Here is a 25,885-nt window from a genome sequence, read left to right on the forward strand (position 1 = left end):
GAGTCTGGCTCAGTCGCCCAGCGGCCGCAGCAGCTCGGCCACGTCGTTCTCGGTAAACAAGGGCTCGCGCCGCGCCACGGCGCCGCTGTAGAGGCTCTCGGCCAGCGCGGCCTTGCGCGCCTGCAGCGCCAGGATGCGCTCTTCTATCGTGCCCTCGGCCACCAGCTTGTAGACGAAGACCTGGCTGCGCTGGCCGATGCGGTGGGCGCGGCCGGTGGCTTGGTCTTCTACCGCCGGGTTCCACCAGGGGTCGTAGTGGATGACGGTATCGGCCTGCGGCAGGTTCAGGCCGGTGCCGCCGGCCTTCAGGCTGATCAGGAACAGTGGCACCTCGCCCGAGGTGAAGCGTGCGATGGCACGGTCGCGCTGCTGCGTCTGGCCGGTGAGCTTGGTCCAGGCGATGTTGCGGGTTTTCAGCTCGTCCTCGATCAGGCCCAGCATGGTGGTGAACTGCGAGAACAGCAGCACCCGCCGGCCCTCGGCCAGCATCTCGGGCAGCAGCTCCATCAGCAGTTCGAGCTTGGCGGACTGGCGCAGGCGTTGCGCCGCCGGCACCGAGGACACCAGACGTGGGTCGCAGCAGACTTGGCGCAGCTTGAGCAATGCATCCAGCACCTGGATCTGCGACTTCGCCAGCCCCTTGTCCTGCAGCGACTGGCGCACCGCTTTTTCGGTGGTCAGGCGAATGGTTTCGTAGAGGTCGGCCTGCGCACCCTCCAGCGTGATGCTGGTGATGTTCTCCACCTTGGCGGGCAGCTCGTCGGCGACCTCGCTCTTGTTCCGCCGCAGCATGAAGGGCGTGATGCGGCGGCGCAATTGGTCCATGCGCTCGGGGTCGGCGTGCTTCTCGATTGGCGTGCGAAACAGCTCCTTGAAGCGCGTCTGGCTACCCAGAAAGCCCGGCATCAGGAAGTGGAACAGGCTCCACAACTCGCCCAGGTGGTTCTCCAGCGGCGTGCCGGACAGGCACAGGCGGTGCCGGGCGTCGAGCTCGGCCACCACCTGCGCTGCATGGGTGCTGGCGTTCTTGATGTTCTGCGCCTCGTCCAGCACCACCAGGTGCCAGGCCTGGGCCTGCCAGCGCGCGCGGTCGCGCTGCAGCAGGGAGTAGGGCGCAATCACCAGGTCGCAGCGCGCCAGCGCGTCGGCCGCCGCATGCCGCTCCTTGCCGTGCCAGACCTGGGTGCGCAGCCCAGGCGCAAAGCGGGCGGCCTCGTGCCGCCAGTTGCCCAGCAGGCTCACAGGAGCCACGACGAGGCAGGGCCGGTCGAGCCGGCCAGCTTCTTTCTCGACCAGCATGTGGGCCAGGGTCTGCAAGGTCTTGCCCAGGCCCATGTCGTCGGCCAGGATGCCGGCCAGGCCATGCGTGCGCAAGAACTGCAGCCAGTCCAGGCCGCGATGTTGATAAGGCCGCAGCGTGGCCTGCAGGCCCGCGGGCAGCGGCACTTCGGGCAGGCGCTCATGGCCGCCGAGCTGGCGCAGCATCTCGCGCAATTGCGCCGCACCTTCCCACTGCGCACCTGCTCCTAGCGAGGCGCCCAGGCGCAACGCCTCCATGCGCGACAGCCGCAGCAGTTCGCCGTCCAGGTCGTGGTCGCCCACCAGGTCGAGCAAGGCCTGTAGCCAGGGGCGCAGCGGTGCGGACGGCAGGCGCACAAAGCCGCCGTCCTCGCGCGGGCGCCAGATCCATTCGGGCAGTTCGGCGCCGTCGGCCGTGGGGCGTAGCTGGTCCAGCAGCTCGGGCAGCCAGGGCAGCACGTTCTGGCGCCGGCCATCGATCTCGATGCCCAGCGATAGGTCGAACCAGGGCGAGATGCTGCCTTCTTCAGGCGCGTCGCCGTGCAGCTCCAGGTCTTCGCCCGTGGCAGCGGAGACCAGTCGCACGTCAAGCGCATCTGCATACTGGATGAAGCCCAGCAGGCGTTGGTCGATTTCCAGTGTGAAGCCAGCCTCGCGCAGCGGCGCATAGTCACGGTCGGCCCAGTCCAGCCAGGGCGATGGCCCGGCACTGGGCACCAGATGGTGCTGGCCCTGGCCGTCGTCGAGCAAGCCCAGGCGGTTCAGCGCCAGCCGCGCGCTTAGCTCGGTGGCCATGTGTCGTTGCAGCACTACCCGGCGCGCGCCTTGCTCCACCAGTACCCGGCCTTCATGGTGCGGCCAGTAGTGGCGCAGGCCGGCGTAGTCGAAGCGCAGCGTGGCGCGCAGCAAGCCGAGGCGGGCCGTGTCTTGCGGCGGCACAGGCTCCAGGAGCAGTCGCGGGACCGGGATGACATCCTGCAGCGTCTCCGGTGGCGTCACGGTGGGCGGCAGCGGCAGGCCGGCCAGGCGGCCCAGCAGCGCAGCCTGTTGGCGGGCGAAGGCGGATTGCGGGATCGGCGGCGCGTTCAGCAGCAGCGGCAGGTGCTGTTCGGCGACGCCGGGCGCTTCCGCCAGACCGCAGAGGCCGGCCGCAGTGTCCAGGTAGAACGGCGGTTGGCTGGTGAACAGGCGGGCCTCGGGTGTGTTCTCGGCAAGCTGCGGGCGCAGTGCCCACAGCGGCTCCGGGTCCGACGGCCGGGCGATCTCGCTCCATTGCCAGCAGATACTGCGCGGCGGGCCCCACTGCAATGCGTCACCACTGATCTGCCCCTGCGAGTCGGCCATGAAGAGCCGGCCCGTGCCCGCCGCCAGTTGCAGCGCCAGCACGCCGGCGCGGCCCTGCAGCAGGCCCTGGAGCGTGCCGTAGCCCTGCTGCTCCAGCGAGGCGATCAGCCGCACGCATTCCTGGTCTTCGGCGGCCCCGACAGCCTGGCTGCCGCCGCTGTACGACTGGTAGTAAGGGGTTTTGACCTTGGTCCAGCCGCCACGGCGCAGCGGGTGCGCGCGGCCCCAGCCCAGCATCAGTAGCCGAGGCCCCTCACCCTCGCGTCCTCGACGCGGCCGTTCGGACAAAAGGTAGACATTCCGGTCTGCGGTGGGGGCGGGCGGTGGCGGTGTGGTGTCGGCTGCGCCGAACAGGTCCAGCCATTGGTCCACCTGACCCTGTGCCTGCGCCAGCACCTGGGCGGGCGATGGCGGCTGCTGCGGTGGCGGGGCTGTGGCGGCCGCCTGCTTCAGCACATTGCCTGATTTGTAGGCGGCCTTGAGCGTAAGCGCCACCGCATGCTTGCAGTTGTACCCGACCGGGCAGGTGCAAGAGCTATTGAACAGCAGGATGCGGCCGTTCTCGCCCACCTCCAGTTCCACGCTGGTCTCGTAGGGCAGGCGCTCGGTGCCGCGGACTTCACCCTCGATGTGCCACTCGCTGCTGCTGGCGGCGGTCAGTTCGTAGTCCAGCACCAACTGGCCACGGTAGACCTCCAGCCCGCGTGTGTAGGTGCCTGACGAGACCCGCGTCTGCAGAGACTGCGGGTCCAGCAGGAGGGTCGCCGACATCAGCCGGCGATCGGGTTCAGTACGTGTTCGGCCTGTTGGTCGGCGTGGTAGCTGGAGCGCACCATGGCGCCTACGGCAGCATGCGTGAAGCCCATCTTGTAGGCCTCTTCCTCGAACATCTTGAAGGTGTCCGGGTGCACGTAGCGGCGCACCGGCAGGTGGCTGGTGCTGGGCGACAGGTACTGGCCGATGGTCAGCATGTTGATGTCGTGTGCGCGCATGTCACGCATCACCTGCAGGATTTCTTCGTCGGTTTCGCCCAGGCCGACCATGATGCCGCTCTTGGTTGGCACGCTGGGGTGCAGGGCCTTGAACTTCTTCAGCAGGTTCAGGCTGAACTGGTAGTCGCTGCCCGGACGAGCTTCCTTGTACAGGCGTGGCGCGGTTTCCAGGTTGTGGTTCATCACGTCCGGCGGTGCGGCCTTGAGGATTTCCAGCGCGCGGTCATCGCGGCCGCGGAAGTCGGGCACCAAGATCTCGATCTGCGTCAGAGGCGACAGCTCGCGGATGTTCTGGATGCATTCGACGAAGTGGCCGCTGCCGCCGTCGCGCAGGTCGTCGCGGTCCACGCTGGTGATCACCACGTACTTGAGGCGCAGCTTGGCAATGGTGCGCGCCAGGTTCAGCGGCTCGTCCTTGTCGAGCGGGTCGGGCCGGCCATGGCCGACGTCGCAGAACGGGCAGCGCCGGGTGCACTTGTCACCCATGATCATGAAGGTGGCCGTGCCCTTGCCAAAGCATTCGCCAATGTTGGGGCAGGAGGCTTCCTCGCACACCGTGTGCAGGTTGTTCTCGCGCAGGATCTGCTTGATCTCGTAGAAGCGCGTGGTCGGGCTGCCGGCCTTGACGCGGATCCAGTCGGGCTTCTTGAGCGTCTCGCCCTGCTCGACCTTGATCGGGATGCGCGCGAGCTTGGCCCCGGCCTTCTGTTTGGCCAGCGGGTTGTAGGTGGCGAGGCTCTGGGCTTCGCGGACGACTTCTGTGGTGCTCATGGCGCGGTTCCGGCGAGGGGGAGTGGGGTCAGGGCGCGAGGTAGATGCCGAGCTTCTGCCCCAGCACCAACGCGGCCTCATCCCAGGAGGCGGTAACGCCGATTGTAGAAAGGTCCACCGTTTGCAGTCCGGCATAGCCGCAAGGGTTGATGCGCAGAAAGGGTTCCAGGTCCATCGCCACGTTCAAGGCCAGGCCGTGGTAACTGTAGTGCCGGCTCACCTTGATGCCTAGCGCGGCGATCTTGCCCAGGCCGTGAAATGGGTCGCCCGCAGGCATCGGGCCGGTGAGCGCCGCGTGCGAAAACGGGTCGTCCAGCCGCACGTAGATGCCAGGCGCACCCGTCACGCGGTGGCCGGTGACGCCAAAATGCGCCAGGGTGCGGATCACCGATTCTTCCAGGCGGTAGACGTATTCTTTGACGTAGTAGCCAGCGCGTCGCAGGTCCAGCAACGGGTAGGCCACCACCTGGCCGGGGCCGTGATAGGTCACCTGGCCGCCGCGGTTGGTGGTGACGACGGGGATCGCGCCGGGGTTCAGCACATGGTCGGCCTTGCCGGCCAGGCCCTGGGTGAAGACCGGGTCGTGCTCGCAGATCCAGAGCGCATCGGCGGTCTCCGGTGTGCGCTGCGCGGTGAAGTCCTGCATGGCCGCATAGGTGGCGGCATAGTCCACGCGGCCGAGGTTCGAGGCCACAAGGCTCATGCGGCAGCGCGTGTTGTCACAGCACGACCTTCACCATGGGGTGGGAGGACAGCGCGCGGTACAGGTTGTCGAGCTGCTCGCGGCTGGTGGCCGTCACGGTGATGGTGATGCCCAGGTAGTTGCCGGCCTTGCTGTCGCGCAGCTCGACGGTAGTGGCATCGAACTGCGGGTCGTACTGCTCGGCGATGGCTGTGATGGCATGCACCAGCCCATCGACCTTGGTACCCATGACCTTGATCGGGAACAGCGAGGGGTATTCGATCAGCGAATCCTTGCGCGGATCGTTTTCGGGAGTGGTGGGCGTGGTGCTCATGCAGTGTCCTTGGAGGGAGGGGGCGAAATGGTACGGCGTGGCAGTCTGCGCGTTTCGCCAATGGCCATGACCGAAAAATCCGCTTCGGTCAGTCCTTGTGCCGCGCGGGCGGTGGCCAGATCGCGCGGTGGCTGGTCCAGCGCCTCGTCGGTCAGGGCAAAGGTACCCCAGTGGATGCCGATGCTGCGCTTGGCGCCCAGGTCGTGGTGGATCTGTACGGCCTCGGGTGGGTCCACATGCTGTTCGCGCATGAACCAGCGGGGATCGTAGGCGCCAACGGGAATCAGCGCCGCATCGAAGCCACCGCCCTGCGCTGCGGCTTGTCGGGTTGCGAAGTGTGCGCGAATGTCTGCGAAGTCGGGCGAGTAGCCGGTATCGCCGGCAAAGAACAGGTGGAACTCCGGCGCCAGTACCGCGAAACCACCCCACAGCGTGGCAAGCCGATCGCGCAGGCCGCGGCCACTCCAGTGCTGGGCTGGCGTGAGGGTGATTTCTGCCGTGGCATTGCCGGCTTCTACCAGGTGTGTGTCCCACCAATCGAGTTCGACCGCGCCCGGGATCCCCTGGCGTGCCAGCCAGGGGCCGATTCCCAGCGGCACGATGAACAAGGGCGGTCCGCCGGCCTGTGCGGCGAGGGCGCGAACCGAGGCCGTGTCGAGGTGGTCGTAGTGGTTGTGGCTGATCAGCACCAGGTCCACATGCGGCAGCTGCGCCGCAGTCAAGGCGGGAGGCTGCAGGCGGCGTGGTCCGGCAAAGGAGAGGGGCGAGGCGCGCTTGGAGAACACCGGGTCCGTCAATACCGTGAGGCCACGCGTGCCGACAGGCAACTGCGCCAGCATCGTAGAGTGGCCGATGAAGGTGAGAGCCGGCTGCATCGCCGCGCCGGCCTCGGCGTTGGCCCGCAAAAAGGCATGGTCGGGCACGACGGTGGGAGGTGCTTCCCGCGGGGCTTGTGGCAGCCCGGCGTGCCGTGCCTCGCGCTTCCAGCGCAGCACGTCGCGCAAATTAGGGGGCGTGAAATCGCCGTAGCGGTTCTGGAAGCCATCCGGGCGATGGTGTGGCTTGGCTGCGTCGTAGTAGGGGTTCAAGTTCGGCTGTGCTGTGGTGGCGTCCGGGGCGGCATCGGGTGCCGATTCCCGGGCTGGAAACCCCTCGGCCGAGGGTTCTGCATGGCATTGTGGCGCGGCCCCGAAAAGGACCTTTGCGCGCAGCCTTCTCCCATAACCTGCCGGGTCATGGAAGAAGTGCCTGGGCTTATACCTATAATCAATGGCTTTGCTGAATTTTGGAAACCGTAACACAGGCTTCGCCAACAGATGAAACCCGTGACTACAGATTCCGATATTGAGGCAGGCGAGCCCGAATTCAAGCCGCTGTCTGCCGAAGAGGCGCAGCAGCTGCGTGAGCGTCATCCGCAGGTATCGCCCTGGCGGGTGATCGGCGGGCAAGTGATCGTCGGTGTGCTGCTGTCCCTTGGGGTCTGGCTGGCCACCGGGCAGTCGCGCATGGCATGGTCAGCGGCCTGGGGGGCGCTGGCCGTGGTGGTGCCCGCCGCATTGTTTGCGCGCGGCATTACACGCCGGCGGGCTGCAGGGAATCCGGCGGCCGCGGTTGCCAGGTTTCTGGGATGGGAAATCGTCAAGATCGTACTGACTGTCGCCTTCGTGGCGGCAGCGCCCCGGGTGGTCCCGGGGCTCAGCTGGCTTGTGCTGCTGTTGGGCATGGTGTTGACGATGAAGGCGTACTGGATCGCACTGCTGGTGCGGTCAAAGCGCACAACTGGTTGATGGATCGTTCATTGTCGAGAAGAGTTCAAGGAAATTACTGAGATGGCCGCAGAAGGACACGCCCCGACCGCCAGTGAATACATCGTTCACCACCTGACGCACTGGCAGGTCAACTGGGATCTTGAACCTGTGAAGCAGGTCAAGATCATCGATTTCAATGTGATCAACCTGGATTCGGTCCTCTACGCCGCTGTGCTGGGGGCCCTGGGCTGCTTCATTCTTTGGCTGGCCGCGCGCAAGGCCACCTCGGGCGTGCCCGGGCGCTTCCAGGCTGCCGTCGAGATGCTGGTCGAGATGGTGGACAACCAGGCCAAGGCCAACATCCACAACGCCCAGAGCCGCCGCTTCATTGCACCGCTGGCCCTGACCGTGTTCGTCTGGATCTTCATGCTCAACGCCATGGACATGCTGCCGGTCGACCTTCTGCCGCTGGTCTGGCAGGGCGCGCACAGCGCGGTTGGCAGCGATCCGCACCATGCCTACATGCGTGTCGTGCCGACCGCTGACTTGTCCACCACACTGGGCCTGTCGACCTCCGTGCTGCTGTTGTGCCTGTTCTACAGCGTCAAGATCAAGGGCCTGGGCGGTTGGGCGCATGAGCTTGTGTCGGCCCCGTTCGGCACCAGCAAGAATCCGGTGTTTGCCGTGATCCTCGGCATCATCAATCTGCTGATGCAGATCATCGAGTACGTCGCCAAGACCGTGTCGCACGGCATGCGGTTGTTCGGCAACATGTATGCGGGTGAACTGGTCTTCATGCTGATCGCGCTCATGGGTGGCGCGGCGGCGGCGTCGTTGTCGGGGGTGTTGCTGCCTGTCGGGCACATCATCGCCGGTACGGTCTGGGCGATCTTCCACATTCTGGTGATCACGCTCCAGGCGTTCATTTTCATGATGCTGACCCTGATTTATCTGGGCCAGGCGCATGACGCCCACTAGTTCTCGCTAGTTTTTTCGTTCTCTTTCCAACTCTCTCTATTTCACCAAAGGAATCATCATGGAAAACGTTCTCGGTCTCGTCGCTCTGGCTTGTGGTCTGATCGTGGGTCTCGGCGCTATTGGCGCCTCGATTGGTATCGCGCTGATGGGTGGCAAGTTCCTGGAAGCGTCGGCTCGCCAGCCTGAACTGATCAACGAACTGCAAACCAAGATGTTCATTCTGGCCGGTCTGATCGACGCAGCTTTCCTGATCGGCGTGGCTATCGCTCTGCTGTTCGCTTTTGCCAATCCCTTCGTTCTGGCCTGATTCCCGACCAACGCCCCCTTTTAGAAAGGTGTTGCCGTGAGTATCAACGCGACCCTGTTCGTTCAGGCGATCGTCTTCTTGATCCTCGTGCTGTTCACGATGAAGTTCGTGTGGCCGCCGATCGCGAAGGCGCTTGACGAACGAGCCCAGAAAATCGCCGATGGCCTCGCTGCCGCCGACCGTGCCAAGTCCGAATTGACCGCTGCCAACCAGCGCGTCGAAAAGGAACTGGCCGATACGCGCAACGAGACCACGCAGCGCCTGGCTGATGCCGAGCGCCGCGCCCAGGCCATCATCGAAGAAGCCAAGGCCCGTGCCAGCGAGGAAGGCAGCAAGATCGTTGCAGCCGCCCGCGCTGAAGCTGACCAGCAAACCGTCCGTGCACGTGAAGCCTTGCGTGCAGAGGTGGCAGCGCTGGCTGTGAAGGGCGCCGAGCAGATCCTGCGTAAGGAAGTCGACGCCGGCGTTCACGCCGACCTGCTGTCGCGCCTGAAGACCGAGCTGTAAGGGGACCGACCATGGCAGAACTCGCCACGATTGCGCGTCCCTATGCCGAGGCGCTGTTCAAGTCCGCGACTGGCGGCGACCTGACTGCTACGGCGGCCTGGGTCGACGAGCTGGCTGCGATTGCTGAGAACCCGCAGCTCGCGCAGTTCGCCGACAGCCCCAAGGTGACGGCCGAGCAGGTGCTGGGCCTGATCGCTGACGTCGCTCGTACGCCCTTGCCCGACGCGGCGCGCAATTTTCTGCGCGCCGTGGTCGAGAACGGCCGCCTTGCGGCGCTGCCCGAAGTGGCGAAGCAGTTCCGCGCGCTCAAAAACGCGCAGGGCGGCTCTTCCGATGCGGTGGTCTACAGCGCTTTCCCGATTGACGCAGCAGCGCTGGCCGAGCTCGGCCAAGCGCTCCAGAAGCGCTTCGGCCGCCAGCTCAATCTGAGCGTGCAGCAGGACTCTGCGCTGATCGGCGGCGTACGCGTCGTGGTTGGCGACGAGGTGCTCGACACCTCGGTCAAGGCCCGTCTTGAACAAATGAAGGTGGCCCTCTCCGCGTGATGCGCGGTCCGGGCTTCCCGCTAACCTCAAAGAGAAGGAAAGAGTCATGCAACTCAATCCCGCAGAAATTTCCGAACTGATCAAGAGCCGCATCGAAGGGCTGGCGGGAAGCGCCGACATCCGCAACCAGGGCACGGTCGTGTCCGTGACCGACGGTATCGTTCGCATCCACGGCCTGTCTGATGTGATGCAGGGCGAAATGCTCGAGTTCCCGGCCGGCTCCGACGGCCAGCCGTCGTACGGCCTGGCACTGAACCTCGAGCGCGACTCGGTCGGCGCCGTGATTCTGGGCGAGTACGAGCACATCTCCGAAGGCGACACCGTCAAGTGCACGGGCCGCATTCTGGAAGTGCCAGTGGGCCCCGAGCTCATCGGCCGCGTGGTCAATGCGCTGGGTCAGCCGATCGACGGCAAGGGCCCGATCAACGCCAAGCTGACCGACGTGATCGAGAAGGTCGCCCCAGGCGTGATCGCACGCCAGTCGGTGGACCAGCCGCTGCAGACCGGCCTGAAGTCGATCGACTCGATGGTTCCCGTGGGCCGTGGCCAGCGCGAACTGATCATCGGCGACCGCCAGACCGGCAAGACGGCCGTGGCCATCGACGCCATCATCAGCCAGAAGGGCCAGGGCGTGACGTGTATCTACGTCGCCATCGGCCAGAAGGCATCGACCATCAAGAACGTGGTGCGCGCGCTGGAACAAGCCGGTGCGTTGGACTACACCATCGTGGTTGCTGCATCCGCTTCTGAATCGGCTGCCATGCAGTACGTGTCGGCCTACTCCGGCTGCACCATGGGCGAGTACTTCCGCGATCGCGGCGAAGACGCGCTGATCGTGTATGACGACCTGTCCAAGCAGGCCGTGGCTTACCGCCAGGTGTCGCTGCTGCTGCGCCGCCCGCCAGGCCGCGAAGCCTACCCTGGCGACGTGTTCTATCTCCACAGCCGTCTGCTGGAGCGTGCCGCTCGTGTGAACGCCGACTACGTCGAAGCCTTCACCAAGGGCGCCGTCAAGGGCAAGACCGGTTCGCTGACGGCACTGCCGATCATCGAAACGCAGGCTGGCGACGTGTCCGCCTTCGTGCCGACCAACGTGATCTCGATCACCGACGGCCAGATCTTCCTGGAAACCAGCCTGTTCAACGCCGGCATCCGTCCCGCCATCAACGCGGGTATCTCGGTGTCGCGCGTCGGTGGTGCAGCCCAGACCAAGCTCATCAAGAGCCTGTCCGGCGGTATCCGTACCGATCTGGCCCAGTACCGTGAACTGGCTGCGTTCGCGCAGTTCGCCTCGGACCTGGACGAAGCCACCCGCAAGCAGCTCGACCGCGGTGCCCGCGTGACCGAACTGCTCAAGCAGGCCCAGTACAGCCCGCTGCCGATCAGCCTGATGGGCGCCACGCTGTTCGCGGTGAACAAGGGTTTCCTCGACGACGTGGACGTGAAGAAGGTTCTGTCCTTCGAACACGGCCTGCACCAGTTCCTGAAGACCAGCCACGGCGCTCTGCTCGACAAGATCGAGAAGGCCAAGGCTCTGGACAAGGACGCTGAGGCAGAACTCACCACCGCGATCACCTCGTTCAAGAAGTCCTTCGCCTGATTCCGGTCGGGTGAAGACTTAAGGAGTCCCAATGGCAGCAGGCAAGGAAATCCGCGGCAAGATCAAATCGGTGGAAAACACCAAGAAGATCACCAAGGCCATGGAAATGGTGGCCGCGTCCAAGATGCGCAAGGCGCAGGACCGCATGCGTGCGGCGCGCCCATACAGCGAGAAGGTTCGCGCCATCGCCGCCCACCTGGGCGAGGCGAATCCGGAGTACACGCACCCGTTCATGCAAACGAACGATGCGAAGACCGCCGGCTTCATCGTGGTCACCACCGACAAGGGCCTGTGCGGCGGCATGAACACCAACGTGTTGCGTGCCGTCACGACCAAGCTGCGCGAGCTGCAGTCGCAGGGCGTGCAGGCCGAGGCCGTGGCGATTGGCAACAAGGGCCTGGGCTTTCTCAACCGCATCGGCGCGCGCGTGGTCTCCCACGTCACCGCGCTGGGCGACACGCCGCACCTGGACAAGCTGATTGGCCCGGTCAAGGTGCTGCTGGACGCCTATGCGGAAGGCCGCGTCAGCGCTGTCTACCTCTGCTACACCCGCTTCATCAACACGATGAAGCAGGAGTCGGTGGTGGAACAGCTGCTGCCGCTCGCCGCCGAGACGCTCAAGAAAGACCCCGGCGCACCGGCCTGGGACTACATCTACGAGCCCGACGCGCAGACCGTCATCGACGAGTTGCTGGTGCGCTATGCCGAATCCCTGGTTTACCAGGCGGTGGCGGAGAACATGGCGTCCGAGCAGTCGGCCCGTATGGTGGCCATGAAGGCCGCCACCGACAACGCCGGCAACGTCATCGGCGAACTGAAGCTGGTCTACAACAAGACGCGCCAGGCTGCGATTACGAAAGAACTTTCGGAAATCGTTGCGGGTGCCGCGGCTGTCTGACGGCCCGCAAGTCACGTACACATTTTTGGAGCAAACAATGGCTCAAGCCAACATCCAAGCAGGCGCGCAGGGCAAGATCGTGCAATGCATCGGCGCCGTGGTTGACGTGGAATTCCCGCGCAACCAGATGCCCCGGATCTACGACGCTCTCAAGCTCGAAGGTTCGACCCTGACGCTCGAAGTGCAGCAGCAGCTCGGCGACGGCGTGGTCCGCACGATTGCGCTGGGCTCGTCCGACGGCCTGCGTCGCGGCCTGGTGGTGTCCAACACCGCCGCCCCGATCACCGTGCCGGTCGGCAAGGCCACGCTTGGCCGCATCATGGACGTGCTCGGCGCGCCCATCGACGAGCGCGGCCCGGTCAGCCAGGAACTCACCGCCTCCATCCACCGCAAGGCTCCTGCATACGACGAACTGTCGCCGTCGCAAGAGTTGCTGGAAACCGGCATCAAGGTGATCGACCTGATCTGCCCGTTCGCCAAGGGCGGCAAGGTCGGCCTGTTCGGCGGCGCCGGCGTGGGCAAGACCGTGAACATGATGGAACTCATCAACAACATCGCCAAGGCGCACTCGGGCTTGTCCGTGTTCGCTGGCGTGGGCGAGCGTACCCGTGAAGGGAACGACTTCTACCACGAGATGGCCGACTCCGGCGTGGTGAACCTCGAGAACCTCGAGGAGTCCAAAGTGGCCATGGTCTACGGCCAGATGAACGAGCCCCCGGGCAACCGTCTGCGCGTGGCGCTGACCGGCCTGACCATTGCCGAGTCGTTCCGCGACGAAGGCCGTGACGTGCTGTTCTTCGTGGACAACATCTACCGCTACACGCTGGCCGGTACCGAAGTGTCCGCACTGCTGGGCCGTATGCCTTCCGCCGTGGGCTACCAGCCGACGCTGGCAGAAGAAATGGGCCGCCTGCAAGAGCGGATCACCTCGACCAAGGTGGGCTCGATCACCTCGATCCAGGCCGTGTACGTGCCAGCCGACGATTACACCGATCCGTCGCCTGCCACCACCTTCGCCCACTTGGACTCCACCGTGGTGCTGTCGCGTGACATCGCCTCGCTGGGTATCTACCCGGCCGTGGACCCGCTGGATTCGACCAGCCGCCAGCTCGACCCGAACGTCGTCGGCGAAGACCACTATTCGACCGCCCGCGCGGTGCAGGTCACGCTGCAGCGCTACAAGGAACTGCGCGACATCATCGCGATTCTGGGCATGGACGAGCTGGCACCGGAAGACAAGCTGATCGTGGCCCGCGCCCGCAAGATCCAGCGCTTCCTGTCGCAGCCCTTCCACGTTGCTGAAGTGTTCACCGGCTCGCCCGGCAAGTACGTGCCGCTGGCTGAAACCATCCGTGGTTTCAAGATGATCGTCTCCGGTGAGGCCGATCACCTGCCAGAGCAGGCCTTCTACATGGTCGGCACGATCGACGAAGCCTTCGAAAAGGCCAAGAAGCTGGCGTAAGCGGCGTATACGGGCGCCTGGCGGCGTTGCCGTGCTCAACGTACTCCAGTACGTTTTCGCGCGGCGCCTTGCCAGACACCCGCCTGCTTGCTTACCCCCACTTCTTCCTTCCGATAGGCAAAAGGAATCCAAATGGCCAACACCATTCATGTCGACGTCGTCAGCGCGGAAGAGTCGATCTTCTCGGGCGAGGCGCGCTTCGTGGCGCTGCCCGGCGAGGCCGGCGAGCTGGGCGTGTACCCGCGCCACACGCCGCTGATCACCCGTATCAAGCCCGGCACGGTGCGCATCGAGACGGCTGACGGCGGCGAGGAATTCGTCTTCGTGGCTGGCGGCATCCTCGAGATCCAGCCGGACTGCGTGACGGTGCTGTCCGACACGGCAGTGCGCGGCAAGGACCTCGACGAAGAGAAGGCCAATGCGGCCCGGGCGTCTGCCGAAGAGGCGCTGAAGAACGCCAAGACCGACCTCGATCTGGCCCGCGCGCAATCCGAGCTGGCCGTGATGGCGGCCCAGATCGCTGCGCTGCGCAAGTACCGCCAAAAGCGCTGAGCCCTGCTCTGCGCATGCAAAAAAACCGCCTTCGGGCGGTTTTTTCTTGGGCTTATTGAAATTTGGTAACTACTCAGTCTCCACACCGCTCGGGCTGAGCTTGTCGAAGCCCTGCCCTGCATCACCAAGCCCTTCGACAGGCTCAGGGCGAATGGGGGGGAGTAGTTACGAAATTTGAAGAAAAAAGGCCTCTAGCCCAGGCGTGGCCTGGGCTGGTGGCTATTAATTTAGTAGCGAATCGCCTTCCAGCACTGGCGCGTCGGGCAATGCGTTGACGCGGGCCGGTTCGTCGCTGCCGGCGGCCGGGGCGGGAAAGTATTCGACCAGCAGGGCCGACACCTCTTCCAGCGCCTTGGTCAGGCCGTCTTCATAGCGCGCAGCGCCGAAGGCGTCGCCCATGTGGGCGACCAGGTGCTGCCATCGGGTGGCGTCGACGTGGCGGTTCAGGCCGCGGTCGGCGACGATCTCGATGGCGTGGTCGGCCAGCAGCAGGTAGATGAGTACGCCGTTGTTGTCCTCGGTGTCCCAGACGCGCAGCTTGCCGAACAGGGTCACTGCGCGCTCGCGTGCCGTGGCGTGGCGCCAGAGGTAGCTGGTGGGCAGGCCGGCTTCCACGCAGATGCGGATCTCGCCGGTGTGGCGCTGCTCGCTGGCGGCAACACGGCGCATCAGGCGCTCGAGCATGTCGGGCGGGATGGCGCGGTGCGTGTCGCGCTCGTCGCGCCAGCGGTGGCGCACGATGCGCGCCAGGGTTGCGATCAGGCCTGCCATCACCAGTCTCCCGAGGCGCCACCGCCACCAAAGTCACCACCGCCACCGGAGCTGAAGCCGCCTCCGCCAGAACCAAAACCGCCGCCACCGCCGCGGCCACCAAAGCCACCCAGGCCTCCGCCCAGGCCACCCAGCCCACCAAAGCTGCCGGGCAGCGCGCCGCCCAGCGGCCCGGTGCGCGCCAGCAGGCCAAACACCAGCGCCGCCACGGCGGCCAGGCCGGCGGCGACCAGGCTCAGCGTGAAGACAAAAGCCAGCCCGCCGACGGCCACGCCGCCGGCGACGGCGCCCAGCGGCCGGCCCAGCACGCGGCGCAACACGGCCGACAGCACCGGCACGGCGATGAACAGGAACACCGCCAGGTCCAGCCACTGGAAGCCATGCGTGCCGCGCGTGCGCTCGTCGCCGTCGATCGAGGCCTGGGCCGCATCAGGCTGCACCGGTGCGGGCAGCGCCTCGGCGCGGATGCGGGTCTCCAGCCGGTCCAGTGCGGCAGAGATACCGCCGGCGTAGTCGTCGCGCCGGAAGGCCGGTGTGATGGCCTCGTCGATCACTTCCTTGGCGGCCAGGTCGGGCACCGCGCCTTCGAGCGCCTTGGCGACCTCGATGCGCACCTTGCGGTCGCGCTTGGCCACCAGCAGCAGCAGGCCGTCGCCTATGGTCTTGCGGCCGATCTTCCAGGCGTTGGAGACACGGTTGGCGTAGGCGGCGATGTCTTCGGGCGCCGTGGTCTGCACCAGCAGCACGGCCACCTGCGATCCGGTGGCCTGCTCGAAGGCGGCCAGGCGCTGCTCCAGTGCGGTTTTTTGCTCGGTGCTGAGCGTGCCGGTGTTGTCGGTCACGCGGCTGGCCAGCGGCGGCACCGGCTGCAGCTTCTGGGCGTGCGCGGTGGGCGCCAGCACCAGCAGGCAGGCGGCCGCCAGCAGCAGCCAGGCCAGCAGCCGGCGCAGCGCGGTCGCCGGATCGGGGAAGCGAAGCAGCATTGGCGCCTACTTCTTCTCGGTGCCGAAGTCCACCGTGGGCGGGGCGGAGATCTGCGCCTCGTTCTGCACCGTGAAGCTGGGTTTGGGCGGGTAGCCAAACACCTTGGCCGTGAGGTTGGTCGGGAAGCTGCGGGCCTTCACGTTGTACTCCTGCACCGCCTGGATGTAGCGGTTGCGGGCCACGGTGATACGGTTCTCGGTGCCTTCCAACTGCACCCGCAGGTCGCGGAAGGCCTGGTTGGCCTGCAGCGTGGGGTAGTTCTCGGATACCGCCAGCAGGCGCGACAGCGCGCCGCTGAGCTGGCTCTGCGCCTGCTGGAAGCGCTCGAAGGCCTGCGGGTCGTTCAGCGTCTCGGGCGTGACCTGGATCGAGGTGGCCTTGGAACGCGCCTCTATCACCTTGGTCAGGGTGTCTTGTTCGAAGTTGGCCTGGCCCTTGACGGTGGCGACGATGTTGGGGATCAGGTCGGCGCGGCGCTGGTACTGGTTGAGTACCTCGCTCCAGGCGGATTTTGTCTGTTCGTCCAGACGCTGGAAGTCGTTGTAGCCGCAGCCGCTGAGGGCCAGCGTGGCAAGAAGAAGCAGGAAGAGGCGTCGCATGGCGGGCACCTAGAGTTCAGGAATGCGGCCAAGTATCCATGCAGTGGCAGGCGGTCGCAAACGCAGGCGTTACCTGTTGTCAGCCGGCCTGTGGCATCCTCCGCGCCATGAGTACCAGACCGCTTCGCGCCGCTACTGTCGGCGGTACCGCCGACGACGTGGAGGCGCAGTTCTACGAGGCCCTGCAAAAGGGCGATATCCGCCAGCTGATGGCCTGCTGGGCCGACGAAGACGAGATCGTCTGCGTGCACCCCGGCGGCCCCCGGCTGGTGGGCCCGGGCGAGATCCGCGCCGCATTCGAGGCCTTGTTCAACCATGGCACGCTGCGGGTGCGCACCGAGGGCGTGCGGCGCATAGACGCGCTGGCCAGCGCCGTCCATACCCTGGTCGAGCGCATCGAGCTGGAGCTGCCCGGCGGCCGGCAGGAGGCCTGCGTGGTCGCCACCAACGTCTACCACAAGACCGCGCAGGGCTGGCGCATGGTGGCCCACCACGCCAGCCCCGGCACGCCGCAGGAGGCACAGGCGACGGCGCAGGACGGACCCCAGGTGTTGCACTGAATTTTTGAAAGAAAAGTGCCTGCAGCCCAGGCTGCACGCCGGCATATAGCTATGAAGTATGTAGCGCCACGCTGGTTGCCGGGCGGCAACCTGCAAACCATCTGGCCCGCACTCTATGGCCGCCGCGGCCCGGAGGCGCCGCCGGCCTACCAGCGTGAGCGCTGGGACACGGCCGATGGCGATTTCATCGAGGTCGACTTCCTGCGCGCAGCCGGCACGGCCGTTGGCCCCGCTGGCCCGCGGCCGCTGCTGGTGCTGTTCCATGGCCTGGAGGGCTCGTCGCGCAGCCACTACGCCGAGGCCTTCGCCGCCTTTGCCGCAGAGCGCGGCTGGGACTATGCCGTGCCGCATTTCCGCGGCTGCGGCGGCAGCCTCAACCTGGCGCCGCGTGCCTACCACTCGGGCGATTTTGAAGAGATCGGCTGGGTGCTGGAGCGCCTGCGCGCGCAGCGCGGGGCGCAGGCCGGCCCGCTGCTGGCTGTGGGCGTGTCGCTGGGCGGCAATGCCTTGCTGCGCTGGGCCGAAGAGGCCGGCGAAGGCGCGGCTCGCACGGTGGCTGCCGTGGCGGCGGTCTCCGCGCCGCTGGACCTCGCCGCTGGCGCCGAGGCCATTGGCCGTGGCTTCAACCGCTATGTCTACACGCGCATGTTCCTGGCCACCATGAAGCCCAAGGCGCTGGCCAAACTGGCGCAGCACCCAGGCCTGTTCGACGAGGCAGCGCTGCGCGCCGCGCGCGACCTGCACGCCTTCGACGACATCTTCACCGCGCCGCTGCACGGTTTTCGTGATGCGCGCGACTACTGGGCGCGCGCATCGGCTGCGCCGCACCTGGCGCGCATCCGCGTGCCGGCGCTGCTGCTCAATGCCCGCAACGACCCCTTCGTGCCGGAGGCCTCCTTGCCGGGCGCGGTGGCCGGCCCCTGGGTCACGCTGTGGCGGCCGGCGCAGGGCGGCCACGTAGGCTTCCCGCAGGGGTGGCCGCCGGGCCATGTGCTGGCCATGCCGCAGGCCGTAGGCGGCTGGCTGGCGCAGCATGGGCTTGGTGGCCGGCTGTCAGAATCGCCGCATGGATGACATCGTCAAGCAAGCCCTGGCCAAGTGGCCCAACGTCCCCGCCTGCTACGGCTGGCTGGGCCTGGATGCGCGCGGCCAGTGGTACATGCGCGACGACCAGGCCCAGGCCGCAGGTCCGTTCACGCAAAGCCGTGGCTCGCTGCTGCGGCATGACAAGCTGATCGACTTCATCCAGCGCAACTACGAGGCCGACGCCCAGGGCCGCTGGTTCTTCCAGAACGGACCGCAGTGCGTCTATGTGGAGCTGGAGGCCACGCCATTCATCTGGCGCGTGGCCGAGGGCTTTGAGGTCAGTGCCCACACCGGCGCTGAGGCCCGCGTACAGCGCTGCCTGGTCGACGAAGCCGGGCGTGTATACCTGGACACCCACCTCGGTTTTGGCCTGGTGCACACGCTGGACATGGCGCTGGTCGGCGACGCGGTAGAGCAGGGCCTGTGGGTGCCGCAAGAGGTGCAAGCCGCCACGCTGCCCCAGCGCTTCGGCTACGTTTTGAGTCCCGCAGCCAGCGCCCAATAAAAAAGCCGGTCAATGACCGGCTGATTCAGAGTGCTGGCAGTGCGCAGCCCTGGGGGCTACCGTGCAGCGTTGGCCATGTATTCGACGGCGGCGTGCATGTCGGCATCCGAGGCTTGCGAGCCGCCGCGCGGTGGCATGGCGCCCTTGCCCTGGATGGCGATCTTGGTCATACCGTCGATGCCATCCGCCAGGCGCGGGGCCCAGGCGGCCTTGTCGCCGAACTTGGGCGCGCCGGCCACACCAGCGGCGTGGCACATCTGGCAGGTCTGCTTGTAGAGCGCCTCGCCCGCGCCGCCGCCGGCTGCGGCAGCGGTCTGGACTGCGGCCGGGGCTGCTTGCGCCACCGGCTGTGCTGCTGCTGGGGCTGCGGCTTCTGCGGCAGGTGCTGCTGCGGCCGGGCTGGCGGCGCTGTCCGCAGAGGCGGTGGCTGCCGGGCGGTCGGGGATGGGGAGCTTGGCGCCAGCCGCATTGGCCATGTAGACCACGGCACGGCCGATCTCGATGTCGTCGAAATCGCCGCCGCCCTGCGGCGCCATGGCGCCCTTGCCGGCCAGGGCCGAGTGCAGCAGCGCGTCGTAGCCGGTCTTGATGCGTGCGGCCCAGGCCGCGACATCACCAAGTTTGGGAGCACCTGCCACACCTGCGCTGTGGCAGGTGGTGCACTGGGCCTTGAACACGTCTTCGCCGGACTTGAGCGGACGGTTGGCGTCGCGGATCTCCACCGTGCCGACACGCGCGATGCGGGCGTCGATGGCTTTTTCCATGTCGGCGGCGCCGGCCGCAGGCTTGTTGGCCGAGGTCACGAAGAGCACCAGTCCAATGATCACGAAGATCGGGACCACAAACGATAGAAAGACGGTCGCCAGCAGTTGCTTGGGGGTCTTGATCGGGCCGGTGTGCGCTTCTTCGTGGGGGGTGTCGCTCATAGCGTCCTCAGCGTTTTTCGGGGGCTTTGAAAATCAACCTTTGATTATAGACAGCGCCCCTTTTAGAACGTGTTTGCGATCTGTATGGGGATCGCGTTGGAGTGCAATCGGGATGAGTGAGTGGCGCGGATCCCGCCGCATGGGCTCATGCCCATGCAAGGGGCCGGGGCGCTCAATCGCCCGATTTCACTCCAACCCTTCGGGCAAGAGTCTTTGCGGGCGGTCTGCGGCGTTGCGGCGCTTGCCAATAGCGGTGCTATTGGCTGCGCACCGCGCCTTGCATCCCATCCCGCAAAGGCTCTTGCGCGACCCCATAGAGATCGTAAACACGTTCCTAGGCCGCCCCAGGCCGATGTGCCGGCCCGGGGCGGCGCGCTTCAGCGCGACGGTGGCTGCGCGGCGGGCGCGCTGGCCACGGGGGCGGGCGCGGGCTCGCTCCAGCCGCCTCCCAGCACCGAATACAGCGTGACCTGGTTCTGCAATTGCGTCAGGCGCGTGCTGACGGTCTGCTGCTGCGCGGTGAACAGCGAGCGCTGTGCATCCAGCAGGTCGAGGTAGCTGGCCACGCCGTTGCGGTAGCGCAGATCCGACAACTGCAACACGGCGGCCTGGGCTGCGGTCTGGGCCTGCTGCGCGCGCAGTTGCTCGCCCAGCGTTGCTCGGCCGGCAAGGGCGTCGGCAACCTCGCGGAATGCGGTCTGGATGCTTTTCTCGTACTGCGCAACAGCAATGGAGCGGCCAGCCTCGGCCGAAGCCAGGGTGGCGCGATTGCTGCCGGCATTGAAGATCGGCAACACCAGTTGCGGCGCCAGCGAGAAGCCCCAGGAGCCGCTCTTGAACAGGCCCGACAGCTCGCTGCTGCTGGTGCCCGCTTGCGCGGTCAGCGAGATGCGCGGGAAGAAGTTCGCGCGCGCCGCGCCGATGTTGGCATTGGCACCGATCAACTGCTGCTCGGCCTGGCGGATGTCGGGCCGGTTGATCAGCAGGTCGGAGGGCAGGCCAGCCGGCAGCTCGACCATCAGGGGCGCGTCTGCCAGGCGCAGTTGTGCGGTGCTGGCCCGGATGTCATCCGGCAGCGGCTGGCCGAGCAGCAGCACCAGGGCGTTTTCGTCCTGGGCGCGCTGGCGCTGCTGCTGCGCCAGCGTGGCGCGCGCGGTTTCGGTTAGCGACTGTGCTTGCTGGAAGTCCAGTGCAGAAGACACGCCGTTGTCCAGTCGCAGCTTGGTGAGCTGCACTGACTCTTCGCGGGTCTTGAGCGTATTGCGCGAGATGTCCAGCAACTCTTCATCGGCCAGCAAGGTGAGCCAGCCGTTGGCAACGGAAGACACGAGGCTGATCTGCGCGGCCTTGCGGCCTTCTTCGGTGGCCAGGTATTGCGCCAGCGCCTGCTCTTTCAGGCTGCCGATCCGGCCGAAGAAGTCGAGCTCCCAGGCCGAGATGGTCGGGCCGACGGAGAAGCTGTTGCCGATCTTGCCGTCGACGACGCTCGGCCCGCGGGTGGCGGAGGCCCCCAGGCCCACCGCCGGGAATTGCGCGGCACGCTGGATCTGGAACTGCGCGCGCGCCTGCTCGATGTTGAGCACCGAGACCCGCAGGTCGCGGTTGTTCTCCAGCGCCAGGCCGATCAGGCGGCGCAGCCGCTCGTCGGCGAAGTACTCCTGCCAGGGCAGCTCTGTCGCGGCGGGTGCCGCAGTGGCTGCCGTGGCGGGGGTGCCGGGCCAGTCCGTGCCCACCGGGGCGGCGGGCCGCTCGTAGGTCGGGATCAGGCTGCAGCCGGCCAGCAAGGCCGCTGCTGCCAACGCCGAAAGGCGCATCGTGGAGAGCTTAGACATGGTCATCCTTGGCTGCTTGTGCGTCCATGCCGGCGTGGCGCGCATGGTCTGCATAGATCTTCTGCTGGCGTTCGCTGCCCTTGAACAGGGTACGCACCACCACGAAAAACACCGGCACGAAGATCACGGCCAGCAAGGTGCCCGTCACCATGCCACCCAGCACGCCGGTACCGAGGGCACGCTGGCTGGCCGAGCCTGCGCCCGAGGCGATCACCAGCGGCACCACGCCCAGGCCGAAGGCCAGCGAGGTCATGATGATCGGGCGGAAGCGCAGGTGCGCGGCCTCCAGCGCCGACTCGATGACGCCCTTGCCCTGCGCCTGCAGGTCCTTGGCGAACTCGATGATCAGAATCGCGTTCTTCGCCGACAGGCCGATGATGGTGATCAGGCCCACTTGGAAGTACACGTCGTTGGAGTAGGAGCGCAGCATCGTCGCCACCAGCACACCGAGCACGCCCAGCGGCACCACCAGGATCACCGCCAGCGGGATCGACCAGCTCTCGTACAGCGCCGCAAGGCACAGGAACACCGCCAGGATGGCGAAGCCGTACAGGATCATGGCCTGTGAGCCAGCGAGCTTTTCTTCTCGCGACTGGCCTGTCCACTCGTAGCCGAAGCCTGGCGGCAGCTTGGTGGCGAGCTTCTCCATCTCGGCCATGGCTGCACCCGTGCTGTAGCCCGGCGCGGCGTTGCCGGTGATGCGCATTGCCGGGTAGCCGTTGTAGCGGATGGTCTGCTGCGCGCCGGTCACCCAGCGCGTCGAGGCAAAGGCCGACAGCGGTACCGCGGTTCCCTGGCCGTTGCTGGTCGTGAGGTTGAGCAGGTCCGAGGGCTGCATCCGCGCAGGAGCATCGGCTTGCACCACCACGCGCTGGAGGCGGCCCTGGTTCGGGAAATCGTTGATGTAGCTCGAACCCAGTGCGGTCGACAGCGTCGAGTTGATGGCGCTGAAGCTCACACCCAGCGCATTGGCCTTGTCGCGGTCGATGTCGATCTGCAGCTGTGGCGCGTCTTCCAGGCCATCCGGCCGCACCTGCGTGAGGATGGGGCTCTGGGAGGCCATGCCCAGCATCTGGTTGCGTGCATTGACCAGCGCATCGTGGCCCAGGCTGCCCCGGTCCTGCAGGCGGAAGGTAAAGCCGCTGGCGTTGCCTAGCTCAGGGATGGGCGGTGGGCTCAGCGGGTAGATGAAGGCGTCGCGGATGCTCGACAGCGCGCCAAAGGCACGGCCGGCCAGAGCGTCGGCCGAGTGGCCCGCACCCTTGCGCTCATCCCAGTCCTTGAGCGTGACGAAGGCCAGGCCCGCGTTCTGCCCCTGGCCCGAGAAGCTGAAGCCCAGCACGGCGACCATGCTTTGCACTTCAGGCTGCTTGAGGATGAAGCCTTCGACCTGCTCCATCACGTTCAAGGTGCGCTCTTGCGTGGCACCCGGCGGCAACTGCACGTTGACGATGATGTTGCCCTGGTCTTCCTGGGGCAGGAACGAGGTCGGCACGCGCAGGTAGGCGAACACCACCGCCGCGATGATGGCGGCGTAGATCACCAGGTAGCGAGCGGCGCGGCGCAGGATGCGCGACACCAGGCCCTCGTAGCTCTTGGCCGTGCGCGAGAAGCCACGGTTGAACCAGCCAAAGAAGCCCTTCTTTTCGTGGTGATGGCCGGCGTCGACCGGCTTGAGCAGGGTGGCGCACAGCGCTGGCGTGAGTGACAGCGCCATGAAAGCCGAGAAGGCAATCGAGGCCACCATCGTCGCCGAGAACTGGCGGTAGATGTTGCCGGTCGAGCCAGCAAAGAAGGCCAGCGGCACGAACACCGAGATCAGCACCACGGTGATGCCGATGATGGCGCCGGATATCTGCTTCATGGCCTTGCGCGTGGCTTCGAGCGGCGGCAGGCCTTCCTCGCTCATGATGCGCTCGACGTTCTCGACCACCACGATGGCGTCATCCACCACGATGCCGATCACCAGCACCATGCCGAACATGGTCAGCACGTTGATCGAGAAGCCCAGCGCCAGCAGCGTGGCGAAAGTGCCCAGCAGGGCGATAGGCACGACGATGGTCGGGATGATGGTGTAGCGCCAGTTCTGCAGGAACAGGAACATCACCAGGAACACCAGGGCCACGGCCTCGAACAGGGTTTCGGCCACTTGCGAGATCGAGATCTTGACGAAGCGCGAGGCGTCGTAGGGGATGTCCCACTTCACGCCCTTGGGGAAGAAGTGCTCCAGCTCGGTCATCTTCTGGCGCACCGCCTTGGCGGCAGCCAGGGCGTTGCCGCTGGGGGACAGCTGAACGCCGATGCCGACCGCAGGCTGGCCGTTCAGGCGGGCCGAGGTCGAGTAGGCCTGGCCACCCAGCTCGATGCGTGCCACGTCCTTGAGCCGCACGGTCGAGCCGTTGGTGTTGGCGCGCAGCACGATGTTGCCGAACTGCTCGACGCTGGAGAGCTGGCCCTTGACCACCACGGTAGCGGCAATGGTCTGGCCCGGGATGTTGGGCAGGTCACCGATCGAGCCGGAGGACACTTGCGCGTTCTGCGTGCTGATCGCCGTATTGACGTCGGCAGCGGACAGGTTGAGGCCCTGCAGCTTGGCCGGGTCGATCCAGATGCGCATGGCACGCTCCGTGCCGAACAGCTGTGCCTGGCCGATGCCGGGCACGCGCTGCAGCTCGGGCAGCACATTGCGCGAGGCGTAGTCGCCCAGCGCGGTCGGGTCGATCGCCGGATCATCCGAGGACAGGATGGTGAACAGCAGGAAGTTGTTGCGCGACTTGTCCACGCGCACGCCCTGCTGGGTCACCGTCGCGGGCAGGCGCGGCGTGGCGCGTGCCAGCCGGTTCTGCACGTCCACTTGTGCCAGGTCGGGGTTGGTGCCGGGCTCGAAGCTGATGGTGATCGAGCCTGTGCCATCGGCCTGCGCGACCGATTCCATGTAGATGAGGCCGGGCGAGCCGTTCATCTCGCGCTCGATCACCGAGAGCACGCTGTCTTCCAGCGTCTGGGCCGAGGCGCCTGGATAGGCGGTGTTGATGATGATGGCGGGAGGCGCCACCGGGGGGTACTGGGCGATCGGCAACTGCGTGATCGCGACGCTGCCCATCACGATGATGAACAGCGCGATCACCCACGCGAAGATCGGCCGATCGATAAAGAACTTTGCCATCGAAGCTGCTCCTTACTGGCGCGCAGGGGCGGCCGCAGGGGATGCGGCGGCGGCCCCATCCTTGGGTGCGGCGGCCGGGTTGGCCGCAGGGGCGGCGCCGGGTGCGGCGGCCGGTGCGCTGCCGGCCGGGGCCGGGGCTTTCCACGGGACTGCCTTCACCGGCGTGCCCGGCGGCACCATCTGCATCTTCTGGAAGCCGTCGACCATGACCTGCTCGCCGACCTGCAGGCCGTCGAGCACGACCCAGTTGCTGCCATTGGAGCTGCCGATCTTCACCGGGCGCTTGGCCAGCTTGCCGTCGGCGCTGACGATGGTCACCGTATCGCCGCTGGTGGCGCGAGTGACAGCCTGCTGCGGCAGCAGGATGGCGTTGGCGGCCTGGGCCTGCTCCAGCCGCACCCGCACATACAGGCCCGGCAGCAGTTGGCCGTTGGGGTTGGGGACCTCGGCGCGCAACGTGATCTGACCGGTGGTGGAGTCCACCGTCAGGTCAGAGAACAGCAGCCGGCCGGGGCTGGCGTACTCGCTGCCGTCTTCCATCACGATGCGCACGCTGGCGGCTTCGGCGCCGGTGGCGCGCTTGAGGCTGCCGCTTTGCAGCGCATTGCGCAGCTTCATCACATCCGTGGCGGATTGGGTGAAGTTCACGTAGACCGGGTTGATCTGCTGGATCACGGCCAACTGCGTGGCCTCACCCTGGCCGACCAGCGCGCCTTCCGTCACCAGTGCGCGGCCGATGCGGCCGGAGATCGGCGCGGTCACGCTGGCGTAGTTGAGATTGATCTTGGCTGTCTGCACGCTGGCACGGGCCACGGCCACGTCGGCCTGAGCCTGCTTCTGGGCCGCTTCCGCGTTCACGAAGTCCTGCTTGCTGATGGCGTTGACGGCCACCAACGGCTTGTAGCGATCCACCGTGGCCGCAGCCTGCGACAGCGTGGCTTCGGCGCGGGCCTGCGAGGCCTGTGCGCTCTGGTAGGCCGCGCTGTAGGGCGCGGAGTCGATCTGGAACAGTGCCTGCCCGGCCTTGACGTCGCTGCCTTCGCGGAACAGGCGCTTTTGCAGGATGCCGGCAGCACGGGCACGCACTTCGGCAATGCGCACGGCCTCTACGCGGCCAGGCAACTCGGTCGTGAGCCCGACGTCACCGAGCTGGACCGTCACCACACCGACTTCGGGTGGCGGCATGCCTCCGCCGGCTGCGGCAGCAGGCGCTGCATCCTTCTTGCCGCAGGCTGCGAGCATGATGACCAGGCCGGCAACGGCCAGAGCGGTGGGGATGCGCGCCAGGGGGCGCGGAGATGGGGGCAGTGCAGACATGGGAATCCTTCCGGGAATCGGCATCGACTGGGAGCAAAGCGCAGACTGGCGACCCCGTGGATTCCACAGGGTCGCCGGACAGGCGTGGGTATTAAAACGTGAACAGGGCACGAAAGCGCG

At 66.4% G+C, this 25,885-nt stretch carries 24 protein-coding genes; 12 read left to right on the forward strand and 12 right to left on the reverse strand.

Annotated elements, in window-relative coordinates; all coding sequences use genetic code 11:
• Nucleotides 1–9: 9 nt before the first annotated feature.
• Genes AAFF27_02965 through AAFF27_02985 form a run of 5 tightly spaced genes read right to left on the reverse strand, consistent with a single transcriptional unit; the run spans nt 10 to nt 6,510 of the window.
• On the reverse strand, nt 10–3,414 hold the full coding sequence (locus tag AAFF27_02965; protein ID XAH24166.1) for a DEAD/DEAH box helicase: 3,405 nt from the start codon (nt 3,412–3,414) through the stop codon (nt 10–12).
• Nucleotides 3,414–4,406: a lipoyl synthase gene (gene lipA / locus AAFF27_02970; protein ID XAH24167.1), complete on the reverse strand. Its 993-nt coding sequence runs from the start codon at nt 4,404–4,406 to the stop codon at nt 3,414–3,416. Before lipA ends, AAFF27_02965 begins: the two co-directional genes overlap by 1 nt.
• 28 nt (nt 4,407–4,434) lie before the next feature.
• A complete protein-coding gene (gene lipB / locus AAFF27_02975; protein XAH24168.1) occupies nt 4,435–5,109 on the reverse strand; it encodes a lipoyl(octanoyl) transferase LipB in 675 nt (224 codons plus the stop codon).
• Nucleotides 5,110–5,125: 16 nt separating this feature from the next.
• A complete protein-coding gene (locus AAFF27_02980; protein ID XAH24169.1) occupies nt 5,126–5,422 on the reverse strand; it encodes a DUF493 family protein in 297 nt (98 codons plus the stop codon).
• Nucleotides 5,419–6,510 (reverse strand): MBL fold metallo-hydrolase, encoded by a 1,092-nt coding sequence (locus AAFF27_02985; protein XAH24170.1) that lies wholly within the window; start codon nt 6,508–6,510, stop codon nt 5,419–5,421. Before AAFF27_02985 ends, AAFF27_02980 begins: the two co-directional genes overlap by 4 nt.
• A 228-nt stretch (nt 6,511–6,738) precedes the next feature.
• Between AAFF27_02985 and AAFF27_02990 the strand changes: the two genes are divergently transcribed.
• The 9 genes from AAFF27_02990 (at nt 6,739) to AAFF27_03030 (ending at nt 14,019) form a co-directional block, all read left to right on the forward strand.
• Complete coding sequence (locus AAFF27_02990; GenBank protein XAH24171.1) at nt 6,739–7,209, forward strand: ATP synthase subunit I; 471 nt, start codon at nt 6,739–6,741, stop codon at nt 7,207–7,209.
• Nucleotides 7,210–7,251: 42 nt separating this feature from the next.
• Nucleotides 7,252–8,148, forward strand: coding sequence for a F0F1 ATP synthase subunit A (gene atpB / locus AAFF27_02995; protein ID XAH24172.1), 897 nt, complete (start codon nt 7,252–7,254; stop codon nt 8,146–8,148).
• Nucleotides 8,149–8,206: 58 nt separating this feature from the next.
• Nucleotides 8,207–8,455, forward strand: coding sequence for a F0F1 ATP synthase subunit C (atpE, locus tag AAFF27_03000; protein XAH24173.1), 249 nt, complete (start codon nt 8,207–8,209; stop codon nt 8,453–8,455).
• Nucleotides 8,456–8,491: 36 nt separating this feature from the next.
• Nucleotides 8,492–8,962: a F0F1 ATP synthase subunit B gene (locus AAFF27_03005; GenBank protein ID XAH24174.1), complete on the forward strand. Its 471-nt coding sequence runs from the start codon at nt 8,492–8,494 to the stop codon at nt 8,960–8,962.
• Nucleotides 8,963–8,973: 11 nt separating this feature from the next.
• Nucleotides 8,974–9,507: a F0F1 ATP synthase subunit delta gene (locus AAFF27_03010; protein XAH24175.1), complete on the forward strand. Its 534-nt coding sequence runs from the start codon at nt 8,974–8,976 to the stop codon at nt 9,505–9,507.
• A gap of 46 nt (nt 9,508–9,553) precedes the next feature.
• Complete coding sequence (gene atpA / locus AAFF27_03015; GenBank protein XAH24176.1) at nt 9,554–11,107, forward strand: F0F1 ATP synthase subunit alpha; 1,554 nt, start codon at nt 9,554–9,556, stop codon at nt 11,105–11,107.
• Between the two features lie 31 nt (nt 11,108–11,138).
• Entirely contained in the window at nt 11,139–12,005 is an 867-nt protein-coding gene (gene atpG / locus AAFF27_03020) for a F0F1 ATP synthase subunit gamma (GenBank protein ID XAH24177.1), read from the forward strand.
• A 37-nt stretch (nt 12,006–12,042) separates the two neighbouring features.
• A complete protein-coding gene (gene atpD / locus AAFF27_03025; protein XAH24178.1) occupies nt 12,043–13,467 on the forward strand; it encodes a F0F1 ATP synthase subunit beta in 1,425 nt (474 codons plus the stop codon).
• Between the two features lie 132 nt (nt 13,468–13,599).
• Nucleotides 13,600–14,019 carry a F0F1 ATP synthase subunit epsilon gene (locus AAFF27_03030; protein ID XAH24179.1) on the forward strand — a complete coding sequence of 140 codons (420 nt, stop codon included), beginning with the start codon at nt 13,600–13,602 and terminating at the stop codon, nt 14,017–14,019.
• A 222-nt stretch (nt 14,020–14,241) separates the two neighbouring features.
• On the opposite strand, the gene AAFF27_03035 is transcribed toward AAFF27_03030, so the two are convergent.
• From AAFF27_03035 to AAFF27_03045, 3 genes are read right to left on the reverse strand one after another with little or no spacing between them, the layout of a single operon-like run.
• Complete coding sequence (locus tag AAFF27_03035) at nt 14,242–14,790, reverse strand: TPM domain-containing protein (protein XAH24180.1); 549 nt, start codon at nt 14,788–14,790, stop codon at nt 14,242–14,244.
• Complete coding sequence (locus AAFF27_03040) at nt 14,790–15,773, reverse strand: TPM domain-containing protein (protein XAH24181.1); 984 nt, start codon at nt 15,771–15,773, stop codon at nt 14,790–14,792. The genes AAFF27_03035 and AAFF27_03040 overlap by 1 nt, the downstream gene beginning before the upstream one ends.
• Before the next feature lie 6 nt (nt 15,774–15,779).
• Complete coding sequence (locus AAFF27_03045; GenBank protein ID XAH24182.1) at nt 15,780–16,373, reverse strand: LemA family protein; 594 nt, start codon at nt 16,371–16,373, stop codon at nt 15,780–15,782.
• Nucleotides 16,374–16,480: 107 nt separating this feature from the next.
• Between AAFF27_03045 and AAFF27_03050 the strand changes: the two genes are divergently transcribed.
• Genes AAFF27_03050 through AAFF27_03060 form a run of 3 tightly spaced genes read left to right on the forward strand, consistent with a single transcriptional unit; the run spans nt 16,481 to nt 18,524 of the window.
• Nucleotides 16,481–16,933, forward strand: a complete 453-nt coding sequence (locus AAFF27_03050) for a nuclear transport factor 2 family protein (GenBank protein XAH24183.1) — start codon at nt 16,481–16,483, stop codon at nt 16,931–16,933.
• 51 nt (nt 16,934–16,984) lie between these two features.
• The gene (locus AAFF27_03055; protein ID XAH24184.1) at nt 16,985–18,007 is read left to right on the forward strand and encodes an alpha/beta fold hydrolase; all 1,023 of its coding nucleotides are present in this window, start codon (nt 16,985–16,987) and stop codon (nt 18,005–18,007) included.
• Nucleotides 18,000–18,524, forward strand: a complete 525-nt coding sequence (locus tag AAFF27_03060) for a DUF2946 family protein (protein ID XAH24185.1) — start codon at nt 18,000–18,002, stop codon at nt 18,522–18,524. The genes AAFF27_03055 and AAFF27_03060 overlap by 8 nt, the downstream gene beginning before the upstream one ends.
• 56 nt (nt 18,525–18,580) lie before the next feature.
• Here AAFF27_03060 and AAFF27_03065 read toward each other — a convergent pair whose 3' ends face one another.
• The 4 genes from AAFF27_03065 to AAFF27_03080 all read right to left on the reverse strand — a co-directional run bounded on the left by AAFF27_03065 (nt 18,581) and on the right by AAFF27_03080 (nt 25,765).
• Nucleotides 18,581–19,450 carry a c-type cytochrome gene (locus AAFF27_03065; protein ID XAH24186.1) on the reverse strand — a complete coding sequence of 290 codons (870 nt, stop codon included), beginning with the start codon at nt 19,448–19,450 and terminating at the stop codon, nt 18,581–18,583.
• A 377-nt stretch (nt 19,451–19,827) separates the two neighbouring features.
• Nucleotides 19,828–21,282 carry an efflux transporter outer membrane subunit gene (locus tag AAFF27_03070; protein XAH24187.1) on the reverse strand — a complete coding sequence of 485 codons (1,455 nt, stop codon included), beginning with the start codon at nt 21,280–21,282 and terminating at the stop codon, nt 19,828–19,830.
• On the reverse strand, nt 21,275–24,448 hold the full coding sequence (locus AAFF27_03075) for an efflux RND transporter permease subunit (protein XAH24188.1): 3,174 nt from the start codon (nt 24,446–24,448) through the stop codon (nt 21,275–21,277). The genes AAFF27_03070 and AAFF27_03075 overlap by 8 nt, the downstream gene beginning before the upstream one ends.
• 12 nt (nt 24,449–24,460) lie before the next feature.
• Nucleotides 24,461–25,765 carry an efflux RND transporter periplasmic adaptor subunit gene (locus AAFF27_03080; protein XAH24189.1) on the reverse strand — a complete coding sequence of 435 codons (1,305 nt, stop codon included), beginning with the start codon at nt 25,763–25,765 and terminating at the stop codon, nt 24,461–24,463.
• Nucleotides 25,766–25,885 lie beyond the last annotated feature (120 nt).

The organism is Xylophilus sp. GW821-FHT01B05 (assembly GCA_038961845.1).
GTDB lineage: Bacteria > Pseudomonadota > Gammaproteobacteria > Burkholderiales > Burkholderiaceae_C > Xylophilus.

Coding starts and splice junctions, on each gene's coding strand:
- AAFF27_02965 (XAH24166.1), bottom strand. CDS start 3,414: ATGTCGGCGACCCTCCTGCTGGACCCGCAGTCTCTGCAGACGCGGGTC.
- lipA (XAH24167.1), bottom strand. CDS start 4,406: ATGAGCACCACAGAAGTCGTCCGCGAAGCCCAGAGCCTCGCCACCTAC.
- lipB (XAH24168.1), bottom strand. CDS start 5,109: ATGAGCCTTGTGGCCTCGAACCTCGGCCGCGTGGACTATGCCGCCACC.
- AAFF27_02980 (XAH24169.1), bottom strand. CDS start 5,422: ATGAGCACCACGCCCACCACTCCCGAAAACGATCCGCGCAAGGATTCG.
- AAFF27_02990 (XAH24171.1), top strand. CDS start 6,739: ATGAAACCCGTGACTACAGATTCCGATATTGAGGCAGGCGAGCCCGAA.
- atpB (XAH24172.1), top strand. CDS start 7,252: ATGGCCGCAGAAGGACACGCCCCGACCGCCAGTGAATACATCGTTCAC.
- atpE (XAH24173.1), top strand. CDS start 8,207: ATGGAAAACGTTCTCGGTCTCGTCGCTCTGGCTTGTGGTCTGATCGTG.
- AAFF27_03010 (XAH24175.1), top strand. CDS start 8,974: ATGGCAGAACTCGCCACGATTGCGCGTCCCTATGCCGAGGCGCTGTTC.
- atpA (XAH24176.1), top strand. CDS start 9,554: ATGCAACTCAATCCCGCAGAAATTTCCGAACTGATCAAGAGCCGCATC.
- atpG (XAH24177.1), top strand. CDS start 11,139: ATGGCAGCAGGCAAGGAAATCCGCGGCAAGATCAAATCGGTGGAAAAC.
- atpD (XAH24178.1), top strand. CDS start 12,043: ATGGCTCAAGCCAACATCCAAGCAGGCGCGCAGGGCAAGATCGTGCAA.
- AAFF27_03030 (XAH24179.1), top strand. CDS start 13,600: ATGGCCAACACCATTCATGTCGACGTCGTCAGCGCGGAAGAGTCGATC.
- AAFF27_03035 (XAH24180.1), bottom strand. CDS start 14,790: ATGGCAGGCCTGATCGCAACCCTGGCGCGCATCGTGCGCCACCGCTGG.
- AAFF27_03040 (XAH24181.1), bottom strand. CDS start 15,773: ATGCTGCTTCGCTTCCCCGATCCGGCGACCGCGCTGCGCCGGCTGCTG.
- AAFF27_03045 (XAH24182.1), bottom strand. CDS start 16,373: ATGCGACGCCTCTTCCTGCTTCTTCTTGCCACGCTGGCCCTCAGCGGC.
- AAFF27_03050 (XAH24183.1), top strand. CDS start 16,481: ATGAGTACCAGACCGCTTCGCGCCGCTACTGTCGGCGGTACCGCCGAC.
- AAFF27_03055 (XAH24184.1), top strand. CDS start 16,985: ATGAAGTATGTAGCGCCACGCTGGTTGCCGGGCGGCAACCTGCAAACC.
- AAFF27_03060 (XAH24185.1), top strand. CDS start 18,000: ATGGATGACATCGTCAAGCAAGCCCTGGCCAAGTGGCCCAACGTCCCC.
- AAFF27_03065 (XAH24186.1), bottom strand. CDS start 19,450: ATGAGCGACACCCCCCACGAAGAAGCGCACACCGGCCCGATCAAGACC.
- AAFF27_03070 (XAH24187.1), bottom strand. CDS start 21,282: ATGTCTAAGCTCTCCACGATGCGCCTTTCGGCGTTGGCAGCAGCGGCC.
- AAFF27_03075 (XAH24188.1), bottom strand. CDS start 24,448: ATGGCAAAGTTCTTTATCGATCGGCCGATCTTCGCGTGGGTGATCGCG.
- AAFF27_03080 (XAH24189.1), bottom strand. CDS start 25,765: ATGTCTGCACTGCCCCCATCTCCGCGCCCCCTGGCGCGCATCCCCACC.